The sequence below is a fragment of the Kangiella profundi genome, from assembly GCF_002838765.1.
GTDB lineage: Bacteria > Pseudomonadota > Gammaproteobacteria > Enterobacterales > Kangiellaceae > Kangiella > Kangiella profundi.
The window spans coordinates 1,477,384-1,499,369 of the sequence record NZ_CP025120.1 but is presented as its reverse complement, the minus strand read 5'-3'; the positions used below and the strand labels follow the sequence as shown (position 1 = coordinate 1,499,369).

Here is a 21,986-nt window from a genome sequence, read left to right as displayed (position 1 = left end):
AAAATACGAGTGAGTTATGTCAATTATTAGATGTATCGTGTGTGGCAAGCGCATTTCGAGTAAAGCGGAAGTTTGTACCCATTGCGGTGCTGTGCTCAAGGGTTCAAGCGAAGAGCAGTTGGAGCGCGCAGTCCATATTCAAAAATTAAAGCGCAACCGACGTTTACAGAGTTATTCGTTTTTAGCCATTCTATTATTTGCCGCAGGCTTTTTGTTGAAATACGTCCATCCGGAAGATAATGCTGAACTCTGGGTGTTAGCATCACATTATATGATTGCTGCAGGGTTTATTGGCTATGTAGCAATGCGTGTATGGATAATGTTCAACAAAAAGAAGTAGTTATTAACAGTACTTTAAGTTACCTATCAATTATTATTTAAGTGTTTTCGGAGAGCTAGATTGAAAAAAGTTAATGTCGCAATTGTCGGCGCCACTGGTGCTGTCGGTGTTACTATTCGTGAAATCCTGGAGGAGCGTGACTTTCCAGTTGAGAATCTTTACCTGTTGGCAAGCGAGCGTTCTGCAGGCGAGCGCGTTATGTTTAAGGGTAAGTCAATTCGAGTAGAGAACCTTGCAGACTTTGACTTTTCAAAGGCAGATATTGGACTTTTTTCTGCTGGTGGAGATATCTCAGCAGAATATGCGCCAAAAGCTGCCGAAGCTGGCTGCGTAGTAGTTGATAACACATCACACTTCCGATATGACGATGATATTCCTTTAGTGGTTGCTGAAGTTAACCCAGAAAGAATTGCCGATTACAAAAATCGCGGCATCATTGCCAATCCAAATTGTTCGACGATGCAATTATTAGTGGCTCTAAAGCCCATTCAGGATGACGTTGGCATTGAGCATATCAATGTTTGTACCTATCAGGCGGTTTCAGGTTCAGGCCATAAAGCGGTCGAGGAACTTGCTAGTCAGACAGCTCAACTACTGAATGGACGTGAAGCGACTAATAAAGTTTATGACAAACAGATTGCTTTTAATGTCTTGCCAAATATCGACAAAGTACAGGATAACGGATATACCAAAGAAGAAATGAAGATGGTGTGGGAAACTCACAAAATTTTTGAAGACCCATCTATCGGAGTTAGCCCAACAGCGGTCCGAGTGCCGGTTTTCTATGGCCACTCTGAAGCCGTGCATATCAAGACTCGTGTTCCATTGGACGTGGAGCAAGCAAGATACCTGTTAAAAAATGCTCCCGGTGTAACCGTAGTTGATGATATGAGCAAGCTGGATTATGCGACACCTGTGACGCATGCCAGCGGTAAGGATGATGTGTTTGTGAGCCGTATTCGTAAGGATGTTGGCATGGAAAATGGGCTGGCAATGTGGATTGTTTCCGATAATGTTCGCAAAGGTGCGGCATTGAACACAGTTCAAATCGCTGAAATACTTGTAAAAAATTACTTATAGTCGCAAAATTAGCACTTAACAATAGCTAACTTAAAGTATAATCTTAAGTTCTGACCTCAGAAAGCAGGACGTCGTTTTGCTTTCTGAGTGGAATTTTAATAAGGGTATTCAAGAGGGAGAACTTATGTTTCGTAAATTAGCTGCGACTGTCGCTGTATCGACGGCACTAATGACTTCTCAGGCCTGGTCGCTTGGACTTGGAGAACTAAAAACTGAATCAGGTCTAAACCAACCACTTAATGCGGAAATTGTTCTCCTTTCTTCAAAGGAACTTCAGGAATCTGATCTGCGGGCAAAAATTGCTTCATTTGAGGCTTATGAGCGTTATGGCGTAACTCGCGAACCTTTTCATAGTCTTCTAAGATTCGAAGTCTATACCAAAGGTGATGGCTCAAAAGCTATTCGTCTTTCAAGTGATTCCCCAATTAAAGAACCCTATGTAAATATCATTATCGAACTGGACTGGCCGCAGGGTAAGCTGATGCGAGAATATACCCTGTTATTAGACCCACCAGTTTTTAACAAAACAACACCAGTTATTACTGCTGAGCCAGCAACAACTCAGGTAACTCCTACTCAGCGTCCATCAAGGGTTACTGAAGAAGTAAAGCGTACCCCTGAACCTAGTGTCTCTAGTCAGCAAGAGCCTCCCGTTACTGAACCACCAAAGCAAACCTCATCGGAACCAATAACCAGAACTGAGCCAACTCAGCGTCGCTCAGCTCCGGTTTTTGATGGAAATAGCTGGAGTGTTGGCCGCGGCCAGACACTGTGGAGCATTGCCAGTCAGGTGAGACCTGATAATGCGACGGTCCAACAGACTTTGATTGCGCTTTATCGCAGTAACCCTGATGCTTTTATTAATAACGATATAAATCGTCTTAAAGCTGGTTATAAACTAAATGTACCAGATCGTTCATTAATAAATGACATTTCACATGCAGAGGCTTTGAGCGAATATCGAGCTTCTTTATCAGGTAGCCAGGCACCATTAGATGTTCGTAAAACAGTCACCGAGACCGAAGCAAGAACTGATTCCACAACTCAGGGCGGTCGTTTAAGTATTGCCAGTGTTGAAGATAGCTCGCTAAACCAAGCGGGTGGCTCGGAAACAGAATCAGGTTCGGTAGATGAGTTACAAAATGAAGTTAATACACTGCGCGAAGCAGTTGAGACATTAAAACTTCAAAATCAACAGCTTAAAGAAGAGTTAGAGGCGAAAGAAGACTTAGCCGATACTGGTGTAAAGTTGGAAGATGACACTTTGGCGGTGTTGTCTGGAAGTGCTGAAGTTGCCGAAGATAGTTTGCCAATTGATTCACCGCAAGAGCAAAGTGGCGCAGAAGAGAATGTCGCCGAAGATACTGCTGCTGATAGCGCAGAAAAAGAAGCCATTGCCGAAACTGCAGCTACTGATAGCAAACCGGATTCATTACCTGCAAGCAGCTCTAACGAAAAAGAAGAAGCCTTTTATCAGGCAGAGGGGTTCTGGTACTGGGTTGGTGGCGGTTTACTTGGGTTATTAGCGATAGCAGGTGGAGCCGTCTATTGGCGCAACCGTCAACCACCCGAAGAGGGCGAATCGAGCTTAATTCCAAACTTTGGTGGTTCTGGAAGTAAGAAGGAGCCTTCATCACCAAGAGATTCATTCCTCAACAAAGACAAAATGACATTTGATGATGCGACCTCTGATCCAATCAGCGAGGCCGATGTTCTAATAGCTCGAGGCAAAATGACGGAAGCCAATAACGTTCTAGAAAAGGCTTTGGCCAAAGAGCCAGGTAATGATGAAATCCGCGTTAAGTACATGGAGATTCTAGCCAGTCAAAAGAACTCAGCGAAGTTCCATGAGCTTAAGTCCGGTTTATCCAAAAGTTTTGATCATGACTCAAAGCTAGGACTTAAAGTTGCCAGCTTGTCAGCTTTGGTAGAACCTCCTAAACCAGCTGAACCCGTAAAAACAAAGCCTTTACCAGATGAGGATGATGTTTTCGGTTTCGACCAGCAAGAAGAAGGTAAAGAAGTTAATGTAGACCTAACTGCTGAGCTTGAAGCTACAGAAGAGCCCGAGGTAGACACTACTTCTGCAGATGACTCACTGGATTTCGATTTGAGTGACTTCGAAAAAGAAGTTGAAGAAACGGCAAGCGAAGATAAGCTTGCTTCGAAACCGGTAGCCGATAGCTCAGATTCTGATGATAATAGTATTGATTTTGCACTTGATTCAGATGATGAAGAAAAAGTCACAGAGGAGTCTGATTCGATGAGCTTTGAGCCTGTTGGTGAGCATGAATCTGATGTTAGTGAAGATGAAGTTCAGACCAAACTTGAACTGGCAAAAGCCTACTTAGAAATGGGCGATGAAGATTCTGCGAAAGATATTTTGCAGGAGGTTCAAAAAGAAGGTAATTCTGCTCAGAGTGAAGAAGCAAGTAAGTTATTAGCTAAGCACTAATTCTTACCGGCACAAATAATGCTCTTTTAATAGCACCGGGTTAAGCCCGGTGTTATTCATTTCAACACAGTGAATAGAGAATTTAATTATGGCTAAAGTCGCACTCTGCATTGAGTACGATGGACATAGGTATCATGGCTGGCAAAGGCAGTCTCATGCAGCTTCTGTACAGCAGACGCTAGAACGAGTGCTATCCAAGATTGCGGACCAGCCAATTGAAGTGTTTTGTGCTGGCCGCACTGATACCGGTGTACATGCCACTGGACAGGTAATCCATTTTGAATTGGATAATGAGCGCCCGCTAAAAGCGTGGACGATGGGTGCAAATACTCAATTACCCGACGATATTGCTGTCCGCTGGGCGCATCTGGTAGCGGATGATTTTCATGCCAGGTTCAGTGCTACAGCTCGCCGTTATCGTTATATCATTGCAAATACACCAACCAGACCAGCAATTGCTCGTTCTGGTTTAACCTGGTGTAGAGCGCCCTTGGATATTAATGCAATGAATGAGGCATGTCAGTTTTTCCCTGGAGAGCAGGACTTTGCTGCATTTCAGGCCGCGAGCTGTCAATCTAGAACATCCTTTAGAAATATCCATCATCTTTTTGTTGAGCCTATTGGTCAATTTGTGGTCATAGATATAAAGGCGAATGCTTTTTTACATCATATGGTAAGAAATATCGCGGGTAGTCTTATTGAAATTGGCCGTCATAACCAAAAGCCTCAATGGGCAAAAGATCTGATCGAAGGTCGCGATAGAACCCAGGCAGCGCCAACTGCCAGCCCTAACGGACTTTATCTGGTGGATGTAGATTATCCAGAGACTTTTGGTTTGCCCAAAGCTTCTCTGGGACCGCTTTTCCTGCCTGAAAGAGTTACCCAGTAGAGTTTTTACGAATTGAGATTAAATCGACAAAAGCTTGAAGTGGTTAAACCAGAGCATTATTCCGTTTGCCCTGAAACCTGTTACAATGCGGGCAATTTATTAAGCCACTAATGAAAAATTGAAAATATGAGTTGGTTAGAGAGATTATTACCTAAGCGTAATCCTGAGGGTTCGCAAAAAAAGAAATCCATTCCTGAAGGTGTTTGGAGCAAATGTACTGCATGCGAAAGTGTTCTTTATTATGCAGAGCTGGAGCGTAGTCAGCAGGTTTGTCCTAAGTGTGACAATCACATGCGTATTAAAGCGAGAACTCGCTTAGAGCTGTTTATGGATGAAGCTAATCGCAAAGAGATCGGTGCCAATATGAAACCGGTGGATATGCTCAAGTTTCGCGACTCCAAAAAATATAAAGACCGCATAACTGCCGCGCAGAAGAAGACTAATGAAAATGATGCTCTGATCGCTTTTAAAGGATCAGTAAACGATATCCCAGTTGTAGCATGTGCTTTCAACTTTGAGTACATGGGTGGCTCTATGGGCTCAGTAGTCGGTGAAAAGTTTGTCCGAGCTGTTAATGCTGCGATTGAAACGCGTTCCGCACTTGTTTGTTTTTCAGCCAGTGGTGGCGCGCGTATGCAGGAAGCTTTGGTATCCCTTATGCAAATGGCTAAAACCAGTGCTGCCTTGGCTAAACTCTCCGAAGCTAAACTTCCCTATATTTCAGTTTTAACCGACCCGACCATGGGTGGTGTTACAGCAAGTCTTGCTATGCTTGGTGATATTCAGATTGCTGAGCCAAAGGCATTGATTGGTTTCGCTGGTCAACGCGTAATTGAGCAAACCATTCGAGAGAAGCTACCAGAAGGCTTCCGCTTGAGTGAGTTCTGGCTAGAGCATGGTGCGATTGACATGATTGTAGATCGTCGAGAAATGCGTGATACCGTTTCACGCCTTGCTGCAAAACTACTAAACCTTTCTAAACCTGCTGCCTGATATATTCAAGACGTGCAGTGAGTGCCTCTCCTGATTTTGAAACTTTAGATGAATGGATAGCCTGGCTTGAACAGGCTCATCCTATTCATCAGATAGAGCTTGGTCTTGGTCGAATTAAGAATGTCGCAAACAAGTTAGGCTTAGACAAGCTGAATGCCCCTGTGATCACTGTAGCAGGCACTAATGGTAAAGGAACCGTTGTAGCTGCTCTTGAGTCACTGGCCATTGAGCATGGACTATCTGTTGCCAGTTATACGTCTCCCCACCTGTTAAGATTTAACGAACGAATTAAATTTGATGGACAGCCTGTTTCTGATCAGGAACTGGTGGAGGCATTTAAATATATTGCTAAGAACCAGGGTGATGTTCCTTTAACGTACTTTGAATTTACCACATTGGTCGCATTTTGGTTGTTTAAAAGCCAGCCGCTTGAGTTGATTGTGCTCGAAGTTGGTCTGGGTGGGCGCATGGATGCCGTTAATATTATAGACCCAGATGTTGCTGTTATTACGTCCATTGGATTGGATCATGTTGCCTGGCTAGGAGATACTCTGGAGAAGGTGGCTTATGAAAAAGCCGGTATCATGCGCGCTAAAACCCCAGCAATCATTGCAGATCCTCAAACGGCAGAGCTTTTATTGCCTGAAGCTGAAACAAGAAATGCAAAAAGTTACTTGGCACAGAAAGATTATCACTACATAGAAACTGGGCAGAGTTGGAATTTCAATACAGATGCTGATGGGCAAAAGATTTCACTAAGCGGCTTAGCCAATAATGATTTATTGGTCACTAATCTGGCTGGAGCATTAGAGGCTTTTGTGCTTGTTTACTCTGCTAAGACTTCAGAAAAAGCAGTGGTTAGTTCATTCCATAAATTGCAATTCCCTGGTCGCTTTCAATATTTATCAAAAGAGCCAGCCATTATTGTCGATGTCGCTCATAATCCCGACTCAGCTAGAGTATTGAATAACAAACTGCAACAACTTAAGAGTAGAGGAATAGAGAAAGTCAGTGCAATCTGCGGTATGTTAAAAGATAAGGACATTGCAAGCTGCTTATCACTGTGTTCTGAAGTTGATAATTGGTATTGTATTGATCTTCCTGGACCACGAGGTGCCAAAGGTGAAGAACTGCTGGCAAAATTGCCTGAATTTGCACGAACAGACGCAAAATCTTACCATTTCTTAGTTGATGCCTTTGACGATTATTGGCAACATCAACAACAGAATGAAGCGTTGGTTGTTTTTGGCTCTTTTGTCACTGTGAGCTTGATGCTTGAATCTTGGCATGAGTTAGAAAAAAAGCTGGCAACCCGCAAGCAATATGAGGCTTAAGCTGTGGATGAAAAATTAAAATATCGTTTAGTTGGTGCATCAGTCATTCTGGCGTTGGCAGTTTTTTTTCTGCCTATGATTCTTGATAGTGAGAAATACCGCTCTCAAATTCAGTCACAAATCCCTGAAGTACCAAGTGAGCATAAGTCTCAATATAAAGATATAGAAAACTCTAGTCCGAACCAGCAGCCCGAAGCACAACTGGATGGCCCTGTAGAGAAAGGCCCATTAGTCATCAATCTTGATGATAATGACGAAAATAATCAGTCCGCTGTCACTGATTTGGCTAATAAGAAAGTCTCTGAAACGCAGGTTTCTCAAAAAACAGCTGAAAAGCAGGAGCCTGCAAAGGAAGAATTGTCCAATATAGATAGTTCAGGTGACAGCGCCAAGACTGAGCCTGTAAAAGAAAATACCGATATAACTAAGTCAGAATCACAACCTAAAGTAGAAACAGTTGCAAAAACTGAGGCTAAACCTGAAACAAAGCCTGAGTCAAAGCCAGCTGAAGACATTTCAAGCAAGCAGACTCAGCAAAATGCAGAGGTTGAAACTACTGTTAAAGCTAGCGAGTCAGCGGTTGAAACAGAATTAGCTTTTTCTGATACAGCCTGGCTCATTCAAATAGGCTCTTTTTCCAATAAAGACAATGCCACTCGACTTGTGGGTCAGTTAAGAGATGAGGGTTATAGAGCTTACCAAAGGGTTGGAGACTCTTTCGCAAGAGTCTACGTCGGACCTTATCCGGTGAAAGGTGAAGCAGAAAGCCGCACATCTGAGTTGGAAAAGATGGTTGGCGCAAAGGTCAAAGTTATTGAGTTTGACCCAAAGCAACATTAATCATTTCACCTGACTGCCAGCTCTGTTAAAATAGCCGCCAACACAACACATTAGCCTCCTTAATGATTTGGGTCGATTGGGTTATCCTTGCCATTATTGGCATTTCAGCTTTAATTAGCTTGCTTCGTGGTTTCGTACGTGAGGCCATGTCTTTAGCAGGTTGGATTGCAGCATTCTTTGTCGCCAAAGGCTTTTATGAGCCGCTTGCCGAACTTCTAGTCAATCATATTGATACTAACAGCATCCGTCTTGGAGTAGCCTGGTTGTCACTGTTTGTGGTGACTCTGGTTATCGCGGGTGTTGTCAATTATATGGTCGGCAGAATGGTTGATGCAGCAGGTTTAAGTGGAACCGATCGATTATTGGGTATGATTTTTGGTGCCCTCAGAGGTGTTTTAATAGTGGCATTAATTGTACTGGGGTTGAAGCAATTTACCCCAGTGCCAGAGGACGAGTGGTGGGGGCAATCCAGTTTGTTGCCTCATATGGAGATGGTCGCCGAATGGTTTTATGAGCAACTTGGTGAAGTTGTCCCTCAGTTGAAAGAGGGCACTGAGCCACCAACCGAAATAGACGAGCAGAAGTAATATGTGTGGTATTGTTGGAATCGTAGGTAAAAGTCCTGTTAACCAAAGCATCTATGATGCATTAACTGTTTTACAACATCGTGGCCAGGATGCTGCCGGTATTGTGACTACCGATAATGGTCGTCTTTACCTTCGTAAGGATAACGGTTTGGTTCGTGATGTGTTTCATACACGCCACATGCGTCGATTAACCGGTAATACTGGTATTGGTCATGTTCGTTATCCAACTGCGGGTAGTTCTACCAGCGCTGAAGCTCAACCACTTTATGTGAACTCGCCTTATGGTATTACCTTGGCACATAATGGCAACTTAACGAATTCTGATCAGTTGAAAGAAGAATTGTTTTCAACTGATCGTCGTCATCTGAATACTAACTCTGACTCTGAAGTTCTATTGAATGTTCTAGCTCATGAGTTGCAGTTAAAAGATAAAAATCAATTGAGCCCCGATGATATCTTTGATGCGGTTGGTAATGTCTTTAAGCGCTGCAAGGGAGCTTATGCCGCAGTCGCACTGATTAATGGCCATGGTTTATTATGCTTCCGTGACCCACACGGTATTCGACCAGCCGTCTATGGCAAGCGCGAAACTGAGAACGGCATAGAATATATGGTTGCTTCTGAGTCTGTGGCTCTGGATGCGCTTGGTTATGAATTGATTGATGACATAGGTGCTGGTCATGCGGTTTTTATCTCTGATGATGGAACCCTGCACGAAAAGCAGTGCTTTGAGAATAGTGAGTTGACACCCTGTATTTTTGAACATGTATATTTAGCGCGTCCAGACTCAATGATTGATAATGTTTCAGTTTATAAAGCCCGCTTACGTATGGGTGAAAAGCTGGCAGAAAAAATTCTTCGCGAATGGCCTGATCATGACATTGACGTGGTCATTCCAATTCCAGACACATCGTTAACTTCTGCAGTACAATTAGCGCATGAGCTAAATGTTAAAATGCGCCATGGTTTTATCAAAAACCGCTATATTGGTCGAACTTTTATCATGCCAGGTCAACAGATGCGTAAGAAGAGCGTTCGCCAGAAGCTTAATGCCATCGAGCTTGAGTTCCGTGATAAGAATGTGTTGCTGGTTGATGACTCCATTGTGCGCGGCACTACTTCAGAGCAAATCATTGAAATGGCTCGAGAAGCAGGGGCTAAAAAGGTTTATTTCGCTTCTGCTGCGCCTCCAGTTCGCTATCCTAATGTTTACGGTATCGATATGCCTGCTGCCAGTGAACTGGTGGCGCATGGTCGTACCGAAGAAGAAGTGGGGCAGGTTATTGGCGCAGACAAAATGATCTACCTGGATATTGAAGGTATGGTTGAGGCAGTTCGAGAAGGGAATCCTTCGATCAAGCACTTTGACCTGTCTGTTTTTACTGGTGAATACATCACTGGCGATATTGATTCGAATTATCTTGATAGGCTACAACAATTACGCAACGATTCTGCCAAAAAGAGCAAGGATACTGAGGAAGTAGAGGACGCTGCGATGGTTATGGATCTTCATAATCAATAGAGAGGCATTATGCGCTTTATCATGAAAGGCCTGCTTCGGTTATTTGGCTGGAAACTAGTCGGCCAGTTACCCGATGATAAAAAGTATGTGGTGATTTTCGCACCGCATACCTCAAATTGGGATTTCGTTTTGATGCTGATGGTAAGGCTTTGCTTCAAAATGAAAGTGGCCTTTCTAGGCAAGCACACGTTATTTAAGCCACCGTTTGGTTGGTTCTTTAGAATGTTTGGCGGGATTCCAGTAGAGCGCTCTTCAGCAAATAAAGTGGTTGATCAGGTTGCCGAGATCATTAGACAAAGAAATGAAATTCAATTTGCTCTTGCTCCTGAAGGTACAAGAAGTTATAAACCTTATTGGAAGAGCGGTTTTTATCATATTGCACTTAAAGCAGAAGTTCCGATTGTTATGACCTTTCTGAACTCAAAGACCAAAGAAATCGGTATTGGGGATCTGCTTAGACCAAGTGGTAATCAAGAACAAGACCTTGATGTGATAAGAGCATTTTATAAAGATAAAACAGGGATAAAACCAGAGTTAGCGAGTGATATACGATTCGAGGAAAAACCTTAATTTCATCACCGGCCTGACCAGGCCGCGAAACACCTTTGCCTGCATATTTGGTTTTCTATTAACTTTTCTCCTTCTTTTTACAGAGTTGGCTTATGCCAAAACCAACCTGCAGAGAATTCGATTCCACACTTACAACATTGAAAATGGTTTAAGCCAAAGTACTGTATTAAGTCTTGCTCAGGATAGTCTAGGCTATACATGGATCGGTACTCAGGATGGTCTAAATCGTTTTGATGGATTCGAAAATACTGTTTTTCGCCATTCTCCTACTAATTCCGAAACTATTAACTCTCCAACAATCAGTAGTCTTTTATTTGATGGCAACAGAACGCTCTGGGTTTTGACACCTCAGGGCTTGGACAGTGTTGATGTACACTCCTTAAAAGTAACCCATTGGACTGACTCACTACAAAACCTGATGGTTGAAAGTGCTGATGCACCAAGTGTCCCAAAAGAGGTTTGGTCAATCTCACTCAATACAGATAAAACGCTCTCTGTGTTGGGCTCGGATTATTTCGCCACCATTGATATTACAAATAAAACAGTCAATCAGAATCAACGCTTGACGGATTTTATAGAAGGCAAGCAATTGCAAAAAATGACGGTTATCGATCAACTGATATATTTCATTAAAGATAATTGCATATTACAGGTTGATTTTGGAGGTTCCCAACGTAAGCAGTTTTGTGCCACTAACATTGAGACCTTTGAGGATTTCTTTGTATTCCCTGAGTTTCCTGAGCATATCTATTTTTCCAGAGAAACTGGATTCTCGCGTTTTAGCATGAGCAATGAAGTGTTTGAGCATTTCGATGTTTTTGACTCAAAAACTGACTCTTTGGTTGAAGTTGAGTCTTTACTGCCTGACGGAAACGGTTTTTGGCTTGCCACTATAACGGGCTTGAAATACTGGGATAACACTGCGAGAAAGGCCATTCGCGAATATCACGCTAACTTTAGCGATGAACACTCAATTGCCAGTGACTATACAATGTCCTTGATGAGGGGATTTGATGGGCTAATATGGCTTGGTACTGGTTTAGGTGTCAATTACTGGGACTCGCGTGAGCAGTTTATCCATTTACTACAAAAGTCTGAAGTTTCTCAGTACAGCCGCGACAATATCACAACTTCAATTTTAAAAGATTATCTTGGTCGGTTATGGGTCGGTACCGAGTCATCAGGAGTTTACCGTTACGATGAGTCATATGCAGAATTAAACCATTATTCTTCTCTGCCAACAAAAGATGGGCCAGTCACCACAGGTTACGTTGCTGACATGCTTGAAGACAACGGCAGAAACCTCTGGATGTTAACGGGTACCAGTCTTTTTATTCGACCCTATGGTAGTGAAAACTTTTTGTCTTTGAAGACCCTGATGGATACCAATGGCCAACCTGTAAAGTTAACTGATCTGGCAACCATTATCGAGGGCCGTAATGGACACATATGGTTGGGAGGAGAGCAGGGCTTCTTTAAAGTGAGTTTAGATAAAGCAGTTGGGGAAGAGCTTTCTGCTGAAGACCTGACTATCGAAAACATGACCGATAAATTGCCGACCAGTTTTGTTCAGTCAAAATATGGTGTTTATACCATGTATGAAGATTTGCAAGGTTATATCTGGCTGGGAGGGTCGAGGGGATTAATCCGTTTCAGTCCACTGACCTTTGATCTTCAGTACTACATGAGTAACCCTAACGATCCTGAAACACTCTCCAGTTCTGACATCAATGTGATTTATGAAGACTTGTTGGGGGTTTTATGGATTGGTACCGTTACTGGACTGAACCGAGTACGTTATAACGTTAATGGCGAAGTTTATTTCCAGAGAATTACGGTTAGTGATGGTTTCATCAATGACTTTATTTGTTCTATTTTGTCAGATGAATTTGGCAATCTGTGGGTTTCCACTGCTAACGGTTTAGTTAAGTTCCATCCTGACAAGGGGCGTCCAATTAACTATACCTATTCTGATGGTTTACAATACAGTGAGTTTTTCGCCAATGCACAATACGCCGACAATGAAGGCTATTTATATTTTGGTGGTTTAAACGGTATCAGTTATTTTAAGCCTGAAGACATAGTAATTGATAAGGAACATCAGCCGATAAAAATCACTGAAGTCATTCAGAATAATGAAAGACAACCTTTAACCAATACCGAGAATACCAACCAATACAAATCAAGCATCGAATACGGTGAAATTACTGACATCAGGTTTACTGTGTTCAATTATATTAATGCCAATAACTTAGAGTTTCGGTACAAGATAGAAGGTTTGACTAATGACTGGATTCATCTAGGCAGCTCAAGGCTAATTAGGCTGCATTCCGTTGAACAGGAAAGTTTCAACATTCGAATCCAGGTGCGTTATGAAGATGGAGACTGGAGTAGCAAAGAGTCACAACTAAAAATTGCGGTGATAAAAGGGTTCTGGCGTAGCTCAAAAGGATTTGCGTTGTACTTTGTAGTATTGTCATTATTTGTTTTCGTTGTCTTCTTCTATATTTATCGAAGCATTAAGAAAGCATTGCGCTTAAAAGAGCGTCTACTTAAAGAGTCTGAATCAAAAAGTCAGATGCTACTGAAAGATAAGAAATCTTTGCTCTATCGTGTGGAAGATCTTCAGTACTCATTATCCGAGCAACGTTATCAGGTAGAACTTTTATCATCCAAACTTGAGCAGTCCGCCGTAGACGATCAACTGACTGGCTTTAGAACGCGAAGTTATCTGAAAGCCAGTATTCAGCAAGAACTAGACTCAATCTTATCTACCTGGCGTGACAAGACTGAACTGCAGGGTGTTTATCTTGGGGTGTTTGCGGTTGATGTTGATAACCTGGCTACTATCAATCAGCAATACGGCCAGTTATGCGGTAATGAAGTGATCAAACAGCTTGCAGACTGCCTCAGAACAATTTGCTATGGAACAGATACTCTGGTTCGTTGGCAGGGTGCAACCTTGGTTATTTTAAGTCGCGGTATTGAAAAGCGGGAGCAGATGTTACTCGCTGAGAAAATTCGTAACATTGTTGCTTCAAGGAAGTTTGACTTGGGCAATGGCAGTACTATTGATGTGACCTGTAGTATTGGATTTACTCGATTCCCATTTACAGACAATATTGAAAAGCCTCTGACCTGGGAGCAAATCATTTACGTGGTAGAGAAAGCTTTAGCGGTAGCTAAGAAGAATAGTCGAAACGCGTGGATAGGAATCTTTGCTAATCAGTTTACCCGTAGTTCAGAGTTAGAGGCTAAGTTAGCTTCTGATTTACCTGCTTTAATAGTTAGTGGTCAGCTTGACTATGTGTCTTCTATTCCAAAGTCTAAGAAGTTGCTCTGGATTTAAACGAATATATGCAGAGAGCTGTTTATCCAGGCTTGCTTAGTGCTGATGTATTAAGTGCAAAACAAACAGTAAAACTGTCGCAAATAACACACCGACTGCAAAATATCCTTTATGTTTTATAACAAATCCATGAGAGTGGGCGGCTTCGGAGTCTGCCTCATTTTTATGCTCTTCATGAGCGCCTTCATGGATAACAGAGACAGGCACTGAGTGGTCATGATGGTGAATATGGCCATGGTCATCAACATGCGGTCTATGAATAATCACATGCAGCAAAGTTCCTGAAATAAAAGCCTGAAAATAATCAACAACATTGCTATGTAGACCAGTTAATTGCTGCTCACCAGCATAATACCCAATAATGGTCGTGATAAACATGAAGCCAAAGACCAACCATGTTCTAAAGTTGCCCCATTGAGGTTGAACGATCCACCAGATGCTCAAGCCAACAACAATCCTGTGGAGAATTACGGCATAGGCTAACATTGGATTAGTATCATTGGTTACTATTGCAGCACCATCCAGGGTTGCATGAATCATCAATCCGGTAACACCCAGAAAAATGGCGAGACTATGAGCCTTATCAGCAGCTCGCCTAAAAGTGATTTCAATTAGGCCTGGGCCAAAAAAGCCAAGCAGCACCATGGGAATCAACGCATAGCTTATGTGCTCCCAAATTGCTGGTAAAACATCTATTAAGAGTAACCCACCTACAGACACTAAAACGAAGGCAAAGAGAAAATTATCGAGTCTACGATTGTATGGGAATAACCCGACCAGAAAAGGGCCGATCAACAGTGCGACAAGGCTAAGAGCTAATAACATTAATCAATAACCTTGCCTGGGTTCATAATACCGTTAGGGTCAAAGGCTTGCTTGATGGACTTCAGGTATACAATTTCCTGCTCACTGCGTGTATAGCTTAAATAAGGTTTCTTCAAAATTCCCACGCCGTGTTCTGCCGAGATGCTTCCCCCCATTTCTTGTAGGAGACCGAAAATTTTGGGGTTTACTTGTTCACAGGCTTGCGTGAACTCTTCATATGGCATATTTTTCGGAGCCAGAATATTCAGGTGTAGATTGCCATCACCGATATGTCCAAACCAGATGACTTCAAAGTCAGGATAATCCTGAGCAACGATATTATTGACGCCAGTTAAAAAGTCGGTGATTTTTTCAGGGGTCACAGAAATATCATTTTTATAGGGTTTGCGGCCAGAAATCGTTTCAGATATAAACTCGCGGTACTTCCACAGTTCTTCAACTTGTTGCTGGCTCTGGCTCATAACACCATCAAGAATTAACTCATCATTCAGGCCATTTTCAAACTCAGCTAATGCGTCATTCATGATTTCTTCGCTGTGGGCATCAAACTCCAACAGACAATAATAAGGCGTTCTTTGTTCAACAGGGCAGGCCAGATTATGATGCGCCATAACTTTTTCAAGAGCCTCATCCGAAAAGAACTCAAAAGCAGTCAGGCTTAGTGATTTCTGGAATCGTTGAAGGATCGGCATTAAACAATCGAGATTAGGAATAGCCAGTAACAGCACGGTTAAATTGGCTGGTTTACGAGTTAGCTTCAAAGTTGCTTCGGTAATAATTCCAAGAGTACCTTCGCTACCAATGAACAAATGGCGGAGATCGTAACCAGTGGCATTCTTAATTAAGCCTTTGTTGAGCTCCAGAACATCGCCTTTCCCAGTTACTACAGTTAAACCCTGAACCCAGTCGCGGGTTAAGCCATAGCGAATAACTTTGATACCGCCAGCATTCGTAGCAATATTGCCACCGATCTGACTAGAACCGCTAGAAGCAAAATCAACAGGGTAATACAGCTCATGTTCATTGGCATATTGCTGAATTTGTTGGGTTATCGCCCCAGCCTGACAATGTATCTGCTGACTGCCAGCATTAAATCCGGTGATCTTGTTCATCTTATCCAATGCGATAACCAACTCGCCATTTGCCGCCACGGCGCCGCCGCTTAGGCCTGTTCGCCCACCAGAAGGAACAACCGCTACCTGATTTTCATTCGCCCATAAAACAATTTTTTGTACCTGCTCGGTGTTTTTTGGAAGCGCAATTGCCAATGGTGCAGGCTGCTTGATATTGGTCCAATCTTTTCCGTAATGGTTAAGAGACTCCTGATCGGTAAGCAGGCTGTCATCATCAAGTAGAGTCTTTAATTGGCTGATGTAAGTATCTGAAGACATGAGCAATTTTTTGGGCTGTTTGGTTTTGCAAATAGGCGCATATTGTGCCAGAGCTGGCCGCTAAAAGGAATCCGCATAGGCCTCTGATGCTAAAAATAGTGCTTTCTGAAGCCGGTTTGTGTATTTCCAAGTATGCAAAAGGTTACAGGCAAAAAAAAAGCTTCTGACTGGCAGAAGCTTAAAATAATCTTATCAATACATCATACGATACATTCATATCGCAGGGGGACGGAAGTTGGTGGGTGGTACTGGGCTCGAACCAGTGACCCTCGCCTTGTAAGGGCGATGCTCTCCCAACTGAGCTAACCACCCAAATTCCATCTGTTCGCTAAGAACGGGGCGCATTATAAAGTGGTTATCGGTTAGGTCAATAACTTTTTAACGAAAACCTCAAAAAATCTTAATTTTGATTAAGTTATGACCGTTATTGGGTAAATTAACAGGGCACTAATCTCTGAAAGTGGTTTTGTAAAGGAAGGCCTCTTGCTAGAATAGCGGCACTTTTATCTCACAACCTCTAATAGACCGAATATGACTGTAAAAACACGTTTTGCTCCAAGTCCCACAGGTTATTTGCACGTTGGCGGTGCCCGCACAGCACTTTATTGCTGGCTATATGCAAAAAAGCATAATGGCACTTTTGTTTTAAGAATCGAGGATACTGACCGTGAACGTTCTACCGATGAATCGGTTCAGGCAATTCTTGATGGAATGGAGTGGTTGCACCTTGAGCATGACGAAGGTCCTTATTATCAGACCAAGCGTTTTGACCGTTATAAAGAAGTCATTGATGAAATGTTGGCCAATGGCCAGGCATATCGTTGCTATTGCTCAAAAGAGCGCCTTGATGCTTTGCGTGAAGAACAGCAGGCCAATAAGCAGAATATTGGTTATGACGGCCATTGCCGTGGATTAAGCGAGGCCGATCAAGACCTGTCGAAACCTCATGTAATCCGTTTTAAAAACCCTAAAGAGGGCGCGGTGGTATTCGATGATTTAATTAAAGGCCGTATATCAGTAAACAATAGTGAAATTGATGATTTGATCATCGCCCGAACTGATGGCATACCGACCTATAACTTTACTGTGGTTGTTGATGATTTGGATATGGAGATTACTCACGTGATTCGTGGTGATGATCACGTCAACAATACACCTCGTCAAATCAACATGATTAAGGCGCTTGGTAGAGATGTCCCCCTATATGCACACGTGCCAATGATCTTAGGTGATGATGGTAAACGTCTATCTAAACGTCATGGTGCTGTCAGTGTCATGCAGTATCGTGATGATGGTTACTTGCCGCAGGCATTGTTGAACTATCTGGTTCGTCTAGGCTGGTCGCACGGTGATCAGGAAGTGTTCTCGGTCGATGAGATGATTGAGTTTTTTGACCTGTCAGATGTCAATCGTGCTCCTTCAGCATTCAACACTGACAAGTTGAATTGGTTAAACCAACATTACATGAAAGAGTTGCCAGCAGAAGAAGTTCTAAATCATTTGCAGTGGCACCTGGATCAGCAAGGTGTTGATGTCAGCAATGGTCCAGACATTAAATTATTGATTCCTGAAATGGCTGAGCGTGTAAAGACGCTTAAAGAATTAGCTTCCGCAGTCCGTTATTTTTACCATGACTTTGAAGACTTCGATGCTGGTGCGGCAAAGAAACATTTACGTCCTGTAGCTAAAGAGCCCTTGGAAGTTGTAAAAGGAAAGCTAGAACAGGCAAGTGACTGGAAAGCTGAGACATTGCATGGTCTGGTCAGCTCCACTGCTGAAGAATTAGAAATCGGTATGGGCAAAGTAGGCATGCCCTTACGTGTGGCGGTAACTGGCGCAGGCATGTCACCTGACTTGGGTATTACTCTTGAGTGGATAGGAAAAGAACGCGTGATTAAACGTATTGATAAAGCCTTGTCGTTTATTGCTGAGCGCGAAGCACAATCCTGATTTAGTGAGTAATAGACATAAAAAAACCTGCTTTCGCAGGTTTTTTTATGTTCTTCACAAGTTTATTTCTTTATTTCGACTCGATGCTTTTGATTGCAGCCAAGATCTGCTTTGCGTGAGTACCATTTAGATCGTCCACACCCGCAGTAATGGTATATTTCATACCGCCAACGTAGAAGTCAGAAGCAATAACTGACTGCCAGTGTGAAAGAGGGAAGACCTGATAGCATTTTTTTGCAGTTCGGCATGTATAGTGGGTATAACCACCAACTTTGTGATTATCGTCTAGCGATAAATATTTCTGTTCTTTATTAGCTGCACCAGCGCGATAAAGTAAAGTGACGTTCTTTAGGTCTTTGCGGCTTTTATCATGGTTAAAACTGGAGCGTTCAGCTGCATAACCACTGATCACCATGTGAAGGTTTTTATCTTTAATGGTATAGCTGACAAAGCCTTTTGGCATAATTGAAGGTTTGATACTCCAATGTCCAGGCATTGTCATATAGTTGCTGGCACCAATATTAACTGATTTTGTCGTTGCTACAGCTTTGCTAGGTGCATCCTCTGGCTGTGCGACTGTTGCTGGTTTACAGGCAACAAATAGAAGTGCAGAAAGCGCAAGAGTTAATGATTTGGCTAGATGTTTTGTCATCGATAAATACCCACTTGTTGTTTAACTGTTTTAATTACGAAACCATAAGAAACAATCAGGCCCAGTGTTCGTCGTACGCATCACGCTCACCAACACTAAACCGTGCTCCCTCGGCCAGAATGTGCATCTGTAGGCCAAACAGGGAAATCGGATCGCCGCTCCCCGCGGACCCCATAGATGAGTATTGCAAATTGCATGGGTCAATTAAGGTAGCTGCGCCACCTCCATAAACCTGTAGCTCATCCTTTGGGCTTATAAACAAAGCCGTACCGTCGTCAATTCCTACCCCGATGGTGAATGGGTTATAAGACAAAGCTGTTAAAAGCCTGCCGAGACGTCCTTGCTGTTTAAAATGGTAATCCACCATAAAGCGATTAGTCAGTCCGAGTCCAGGAGCCATGGTAACGCCTGATTGCCTTGGAATGTTAGCTTCATCACCGCCAGCAATCATATGCTCGCTGAGTAGGGCTGCAGCACCATATAAACCAGCCACATGAGTTCCATCGGCATTAAGTTTGCGAAGCTGCTTAGCTAAAGCGGTACCGCCAATCAATGTTGAAATCTGAAGCGGACGTTCCCCAATAATAACAACTAAATCAACACCGGCAAGATGCTGTAATGTCATTGGGCTGGAGGCGTCCTGGCGACTTTGTACATTGTGAGTTTCACACTCAACAAAGCCATTATTGAGTAAGATTTCCCCAAGCGTTGTTTCTTGCGGGTCTTCGCTGACGTTTAAAATTAAAGCCTTAGCTTTTGCGGTCAGACATAGACTGCGCATTTTTTCGGCAACTCTGTCACTGACTGAGTTTAAGCATCCGCCGATCGGGATAATGTAACCACGTTCAAACTTACCGCTACCTTGTGATGGCATGAGTGAGTCCTTAAAAAATGGTGCTTACTGGCTCCGGGCCAACGAATACCTGCGGGTTTTGTTGCCAGCGTTGCTGGAAACTTACCTCTGTTCTGTTGGACTGAGCATAGCACTAAATCTTGTTAAAAAATGTGGCAGAGTTAATGGTAATTGGATTTGAATCTATTATTGAAATCATTAACTTATATGCCAAACCTTATGTAGAGGTTGGTAACTTATTGATCCTGAAAGTCCCACCTAAGTCTATAGACCTTAGCTACATTAGCACTGCCATTAAATCACCGTCAATAGGTCCATTCCTCTTAAACCTTTACAGTTAAATTGATTGTTGCTTAAATGTCAGACTTTCAAATTCATGGGACATTAGAATGAAAAAACACCATCACCTTATTTATTCCCTGACATTAGTTGCGGCTCTGGCCGGTTGCCAGCAGGAGTCGGAAGAGGCTGCAGAAAAGCAGCAGGCTTCAGAAGCTGCTACTTCTGAAGTTGTTACTAAAGAAGTGGAAGTATCTAAAGTCGAAAAAACAGAAGTTCGTAAGAAACATAATCCCATAGACGATCATACTTATGGAAATCTACATGAAGTTGATTTGAAGCATCTGGACTTGGATTTAACTGTAGATTTCGAAGAAAAGTCATTGAAAGGCTTCGTTGACCTCAGCTTTGAGCGCTTGAAGGATAATGTAAGTGAATTGATTCTGGATACACGTGACATTGATGTTTCTAAAGTTGAACTCAATAAAAATGATCAGTGGATTGCTGGCGATTTTGAGTTGGCTGAAAAAGATGAAGTCATGGGCTCTAAGTTAACAATCAAGCTAGAAGAGGGCGTTAACAAGGTACGTGTGCATTATGCGACTCAACCTCAGGCTAGCGGACTGCAGTGGCTAACTCCTGAACAGACTGACGGTAAAAAGCATCCATTCATGTACAGTCAGGCGCAGGCAATTCATGCTCGTAGTTTTGTACCTGTACAGGATAGTCCGGCTGTACGCATAACCTACAATGCAACAATTAGAACTCCTAAAGAATTGCTGGCGGTTATGAGTGCTTTCAATGAACCAGACACAGCACTTGATGGCGAGTATCATTTTGAAATGCCTCAGGCCATACCAACTTATCTGATTGCGATTGGTGTTGGTGATCTTAAGTTTAAGGCTATGAGTGACAGAACCGGCGTTTATGCCGAGCCAGCAGTTTTAGACGCTGCGGTTGCCGAGTTTGATGATACCGAAGAAATGGTCAAAGTGACTGAAGAGCTTTATGGTCCTTATCGTTGGGGGCGTTACGATCTATTGATTTTACCACCTGCTTTTCCTTATGGCGGTATGGAAAATCCTCGTCTATCATTTATTACGCCTACCGTAATTGCTGGCGACAAAAGTCTGGTTAGTTTAATCGCTCATGAGCTAGCACACTCCTGGTCTGGCAATTTGGTAACTAACGCAAATTGGCATGACTTCTGGCTAAACGAAGGTTTCACTTCCTATGTTGAGAATCGCATTATGGAAGAGCTTTTTGGACGTGAACGCGCTTTGATGGAGCAGTCTTTATCGGTTCAGGATTTACGCCAGGCTGTTCAGGATCTACCAAAAGAATACACCGTATTGAATGTTGATTTAAAAGGTGCCGATCCTGATGATGCTTTCTCTACCGTGCCATACACTAAAGGTCAAATGTTCCTGGTCTGGTTAGAAGAAAAATTTGGTCGTGAAGTGTTTGATGCGTTTTTGGTTGATTATTTTGATCACTTCGCATTCCAAAGTATCACAACCCAGCAGTTTGAAGCTTACTTAAAAGAAAATCTGTTAGATAAGCATCCGGGAGTCGTAACTGACGAGCAAATCCATACCTGGATTCATGAGCCTATGCTTCCTGAGATGATGCCAAACCCAACTTCTGATGCTTTTGAAGTTGTTGATGCAAAAACCAAACAGTTGCTGTCAGGTGAAATCACTTTGGATCAGCTTGGCACAGAGGAATGGACAGTTCATGAATGGTTGCACTTTATTAATAATTTACCTGCTGGTTTGCCACAGGATGACATGATGGCTTTGGATGCTAAGTTTAAACTGACCGAGTCAACCAATAACGAAATTGCTCACGCATGGTTATTGTTGTCGCTTAAGGCTGGCTATGATGTGGTCATGCCTCGCTTACAGGATTATCTCATCAGCATCGGACGTCGCAAGTTGATTGTGCCTCTGTACAAGCAATTGATGGAAACAGAGCAGGGCGCAGAGTTTGCGAAACGTGTCTATAAAGTGGCGCGTCCTGGTTATCATCCCTTAGCTCAGGCTACACTGGATGAAGTTGTAAAATAAACTCTATA

16 protein-coding genes, 1 tRNA gene and 1 pseudogene are annotated in these 21,986 nt (G+C 42.8%); 13 read left to right on the top strand and 5 right to left on the bottom strand.

Going from position 1 to position 21,986, the window contains the following annotated elements; translation table 11 throughout:
* Positions 1-16 precede the first annotated feature (16 nt).
* From CW740_RS06980 to CW740_RS06930, 11 genes and pseudogenes are all read left to right on the top strand, one after another.
* Positions 17-340, top strand: a complete 324-nt coding sequence (locus tag CW740_RS06980) for a hypothetical protein (protein ID WP_188459686.1) — start codon at positions 17-19, stop codon at positions 338-340.
* Positions 341-400: 60 nt separating this feature from the next.
* Positions 401-1,420: an aspartate-semialdehyde dehydrogenase gene (locus tag CW740_RS06975; protein WP_106646843.1), complete on the top strand. Its 1,020-nt coding sequence runs from the start codon at positions 401-403 to the stop codon at positions 1,418-1,420.
* A gap of 124 nt (positions 1,421-1,544) precedes the next feature.
* Complete coding sequence (locus tag CW740_RS06970) at positions 1,545-3,875, top strand: FimV/HubP family polar landmark protein (protein WP_106646842.1); 2,331 nt, start codon at positions 1,545-1,547, stop codon at positions 3,873-3,875.
* 88 nt (positions 3,876-3,963) lie between these two features.
* Complete coding sequence (gene truA, locus CW740_RS06965; RefSeq protein WP_106646841.1) at positions 3,964-4,764, top strand: tRNA pseudouridine(38-40) synthase TruA; 801 nt, start codon at positions 3,964-3,966, stop codon at positions 4,762-4,764.
* A 126-nt stretch (positions 4,765-4,890) separates the two neighbouring features.
* Positions 4,891-5,748: pseudogene (accD, locus tag CW740_RS06960) on the top strand (acetyl-CoA carboxylase, carboxyltransferase subunit beta); the annotation flags it as partial.
* Between the two features lie 26 nt (positions 5,749-5,774).
* Positions 5,775-7,091, top strand: coding sequence for a bifunctional tetrahydrofolate synthase/dihydrofolate synthase (gene folC, locus CW740_RS06955; protein ID WP_106646839.1), 1,317 nt, complete (start codon positions 5,775-5,777; stop codon positions 7,089-7,091).
* 3 nt (positions 7,092-7,094) lie between these two features.
* Entirely contained in the window at positions 7,095-7,931 is an 837-nt protein-coding gene (locus CW740_RS06950) for an SPOR domain-containing protein (protein ID WP_106646838.1), read from the top strand.
* 62 nt (positions 7,932-7,993) lie between these two features.
* Positions 7,994-8,518 (top strand): CvpA family protein, encoded by a 525-nt coding sequence (locus CW740_RS06945; RefSeq protein WP_106646837.1) that lies wholly within the window; start codon positions 7,994-7,996, stop codon positions 8,516-8,518.
* Between the two features lies 1 nt (position 8,519).
* A complete protein-coding gene (gene purF / locus CW740_RS06940; protein ID WP_106646836.1) occupies positions 8,520-10,040 on the top strand; it encodes an amidophosphoribosyltransferase in 1,521 nt (506 codons plus the stop codon).
* A gap of 9 nt (positions 10,041-10,049) precedes the next feature.
* On the top strand, positions 10,050-10,610 hold the full coding sequence (locus tag CW740_RS06935; RefSeq protein ID WP_106646835.1) for a lysophospholipid acyltransferase family protein: 561 nt from the start codon (positions 10,050-10,052) through the stop codon (positions 10,608-10,610).
* Entirely contained in the window at positions 10,582-13,959 is a 3,378-nt protein-coding gene (locus CW740_RS06930; protein ID WP_227523801.1) for a ligand-binding sensor domain-containing diguanylate cyclase, read from the top strand. The genes CW740_RS06935 and CW740_RS06930 overlap by 29 nt, the downstream gene beginning before the upstream one ends.
* A gap of 36 nt (positions 13,960-13,995) precedes the next feature.
* On the opposite strand, the gene CW740_RS06925 is transcribed toward CW740_RS06930, so the two are convergent.
* The 3 genes from CW740_RS06925 to CW740_RS06915 all read right to left on the bottom strand — a co-directional run bounded on the left by CW740_RS06925 (position 13,996) and on the right by CW740_RS06915 (position 16,487).
* On the bottom strand, positions 13,996-14,784 hold the full coding sequence (locus tag CW740_RS06925; RefSeq protein ID WP_106646834.1) for a hypothetical protein: 789 nt from the start codon (positions 14,782-14,784) through the stop codon (positions 13,996-13,998).
* Positions 14,784-16,175, bottom strand: coding sequence for an FAD-binding oxidoreductase (locus tag CW740_RS06920; RefSeq protein ID WP_106646833.1), 1,392 nt, complete (start codon positions 16,173-16,175; stop codon positions 14,784-14,786). The genes CW740_RS06925 and CW740_RS06920 overlap by 1 nt, the downstream gene beginning before the upstream one ends.
* A gap of 236 nt (positions 16,176-16,411) precedes the next feature.
* Positions 16,412-16,487, bottom strand: a tRNA-Val gene (locus tag CW740_RS06915).
* Positions 16,488-16,706: 219 nt separating this feature from the next.
* On the opposite strand from CW740_RS06915, the gene gltX reads away from it, so the two are divergent.
* Complete coding sequence (gltX, locus tag CW740_RS06910; protein ID WP_106646832.1) at positions 16,707-18,125, top strand: glutamate--tRNA ligase; 1,419 nt, start codon at positions 16,707-16,709, stop codon at positions 18,123-18,125.
* A 70-nt stretch (positions 18,126-18,195) separates the two neighbouring features.
* On the opposite strand, the gene CW740_RS06905 is transcribed toward gltX, so the two are convergent.
* Both CW740_RS06905 and CW740_RS06900 read right to left on the bottom strand, forming a co-directional pair.
* Complete coding sequence (locus CW740_RS06905; protein WP_106646831.1) at positions 18,196-18,777, bottom strand: hypothetical protein; 582 nt, start codon at positions 18,775-18,777, stop codon at positions 18,196-18,198.
* Between the two features lie 55 nt (positions 18,778-18,832).
* Positions 18,833-19,651 (bottom strand): cyanophycinase, encoded by an 819-nt coding sequence (locus tag CW740_RS06900; RefSeq protein ID WP_106646830.1) that lies wholly within the window; start codon positions 19,649-19,651, stop codon positions 18,833-18,835.
* A gap of 368 nt (positions 19,652-20,019) precedes the next feature.
* On the opposite strand from CW740_RS06900, the gene CW740_RS06895 reads away from it, so the two are divergent.
* Positions 20,020-21,978, top strand: a complete 1,959-nt coding sequence (locus tag CW740_RS06895; protein WP_106646829.1) for a M1 family metallopeptidase — start codon at positions 20,020-20,022, stop codon at positions 21,976-21,978.
* Positions 21,979-21,986 lie beyond the last annotated feature (8 nt).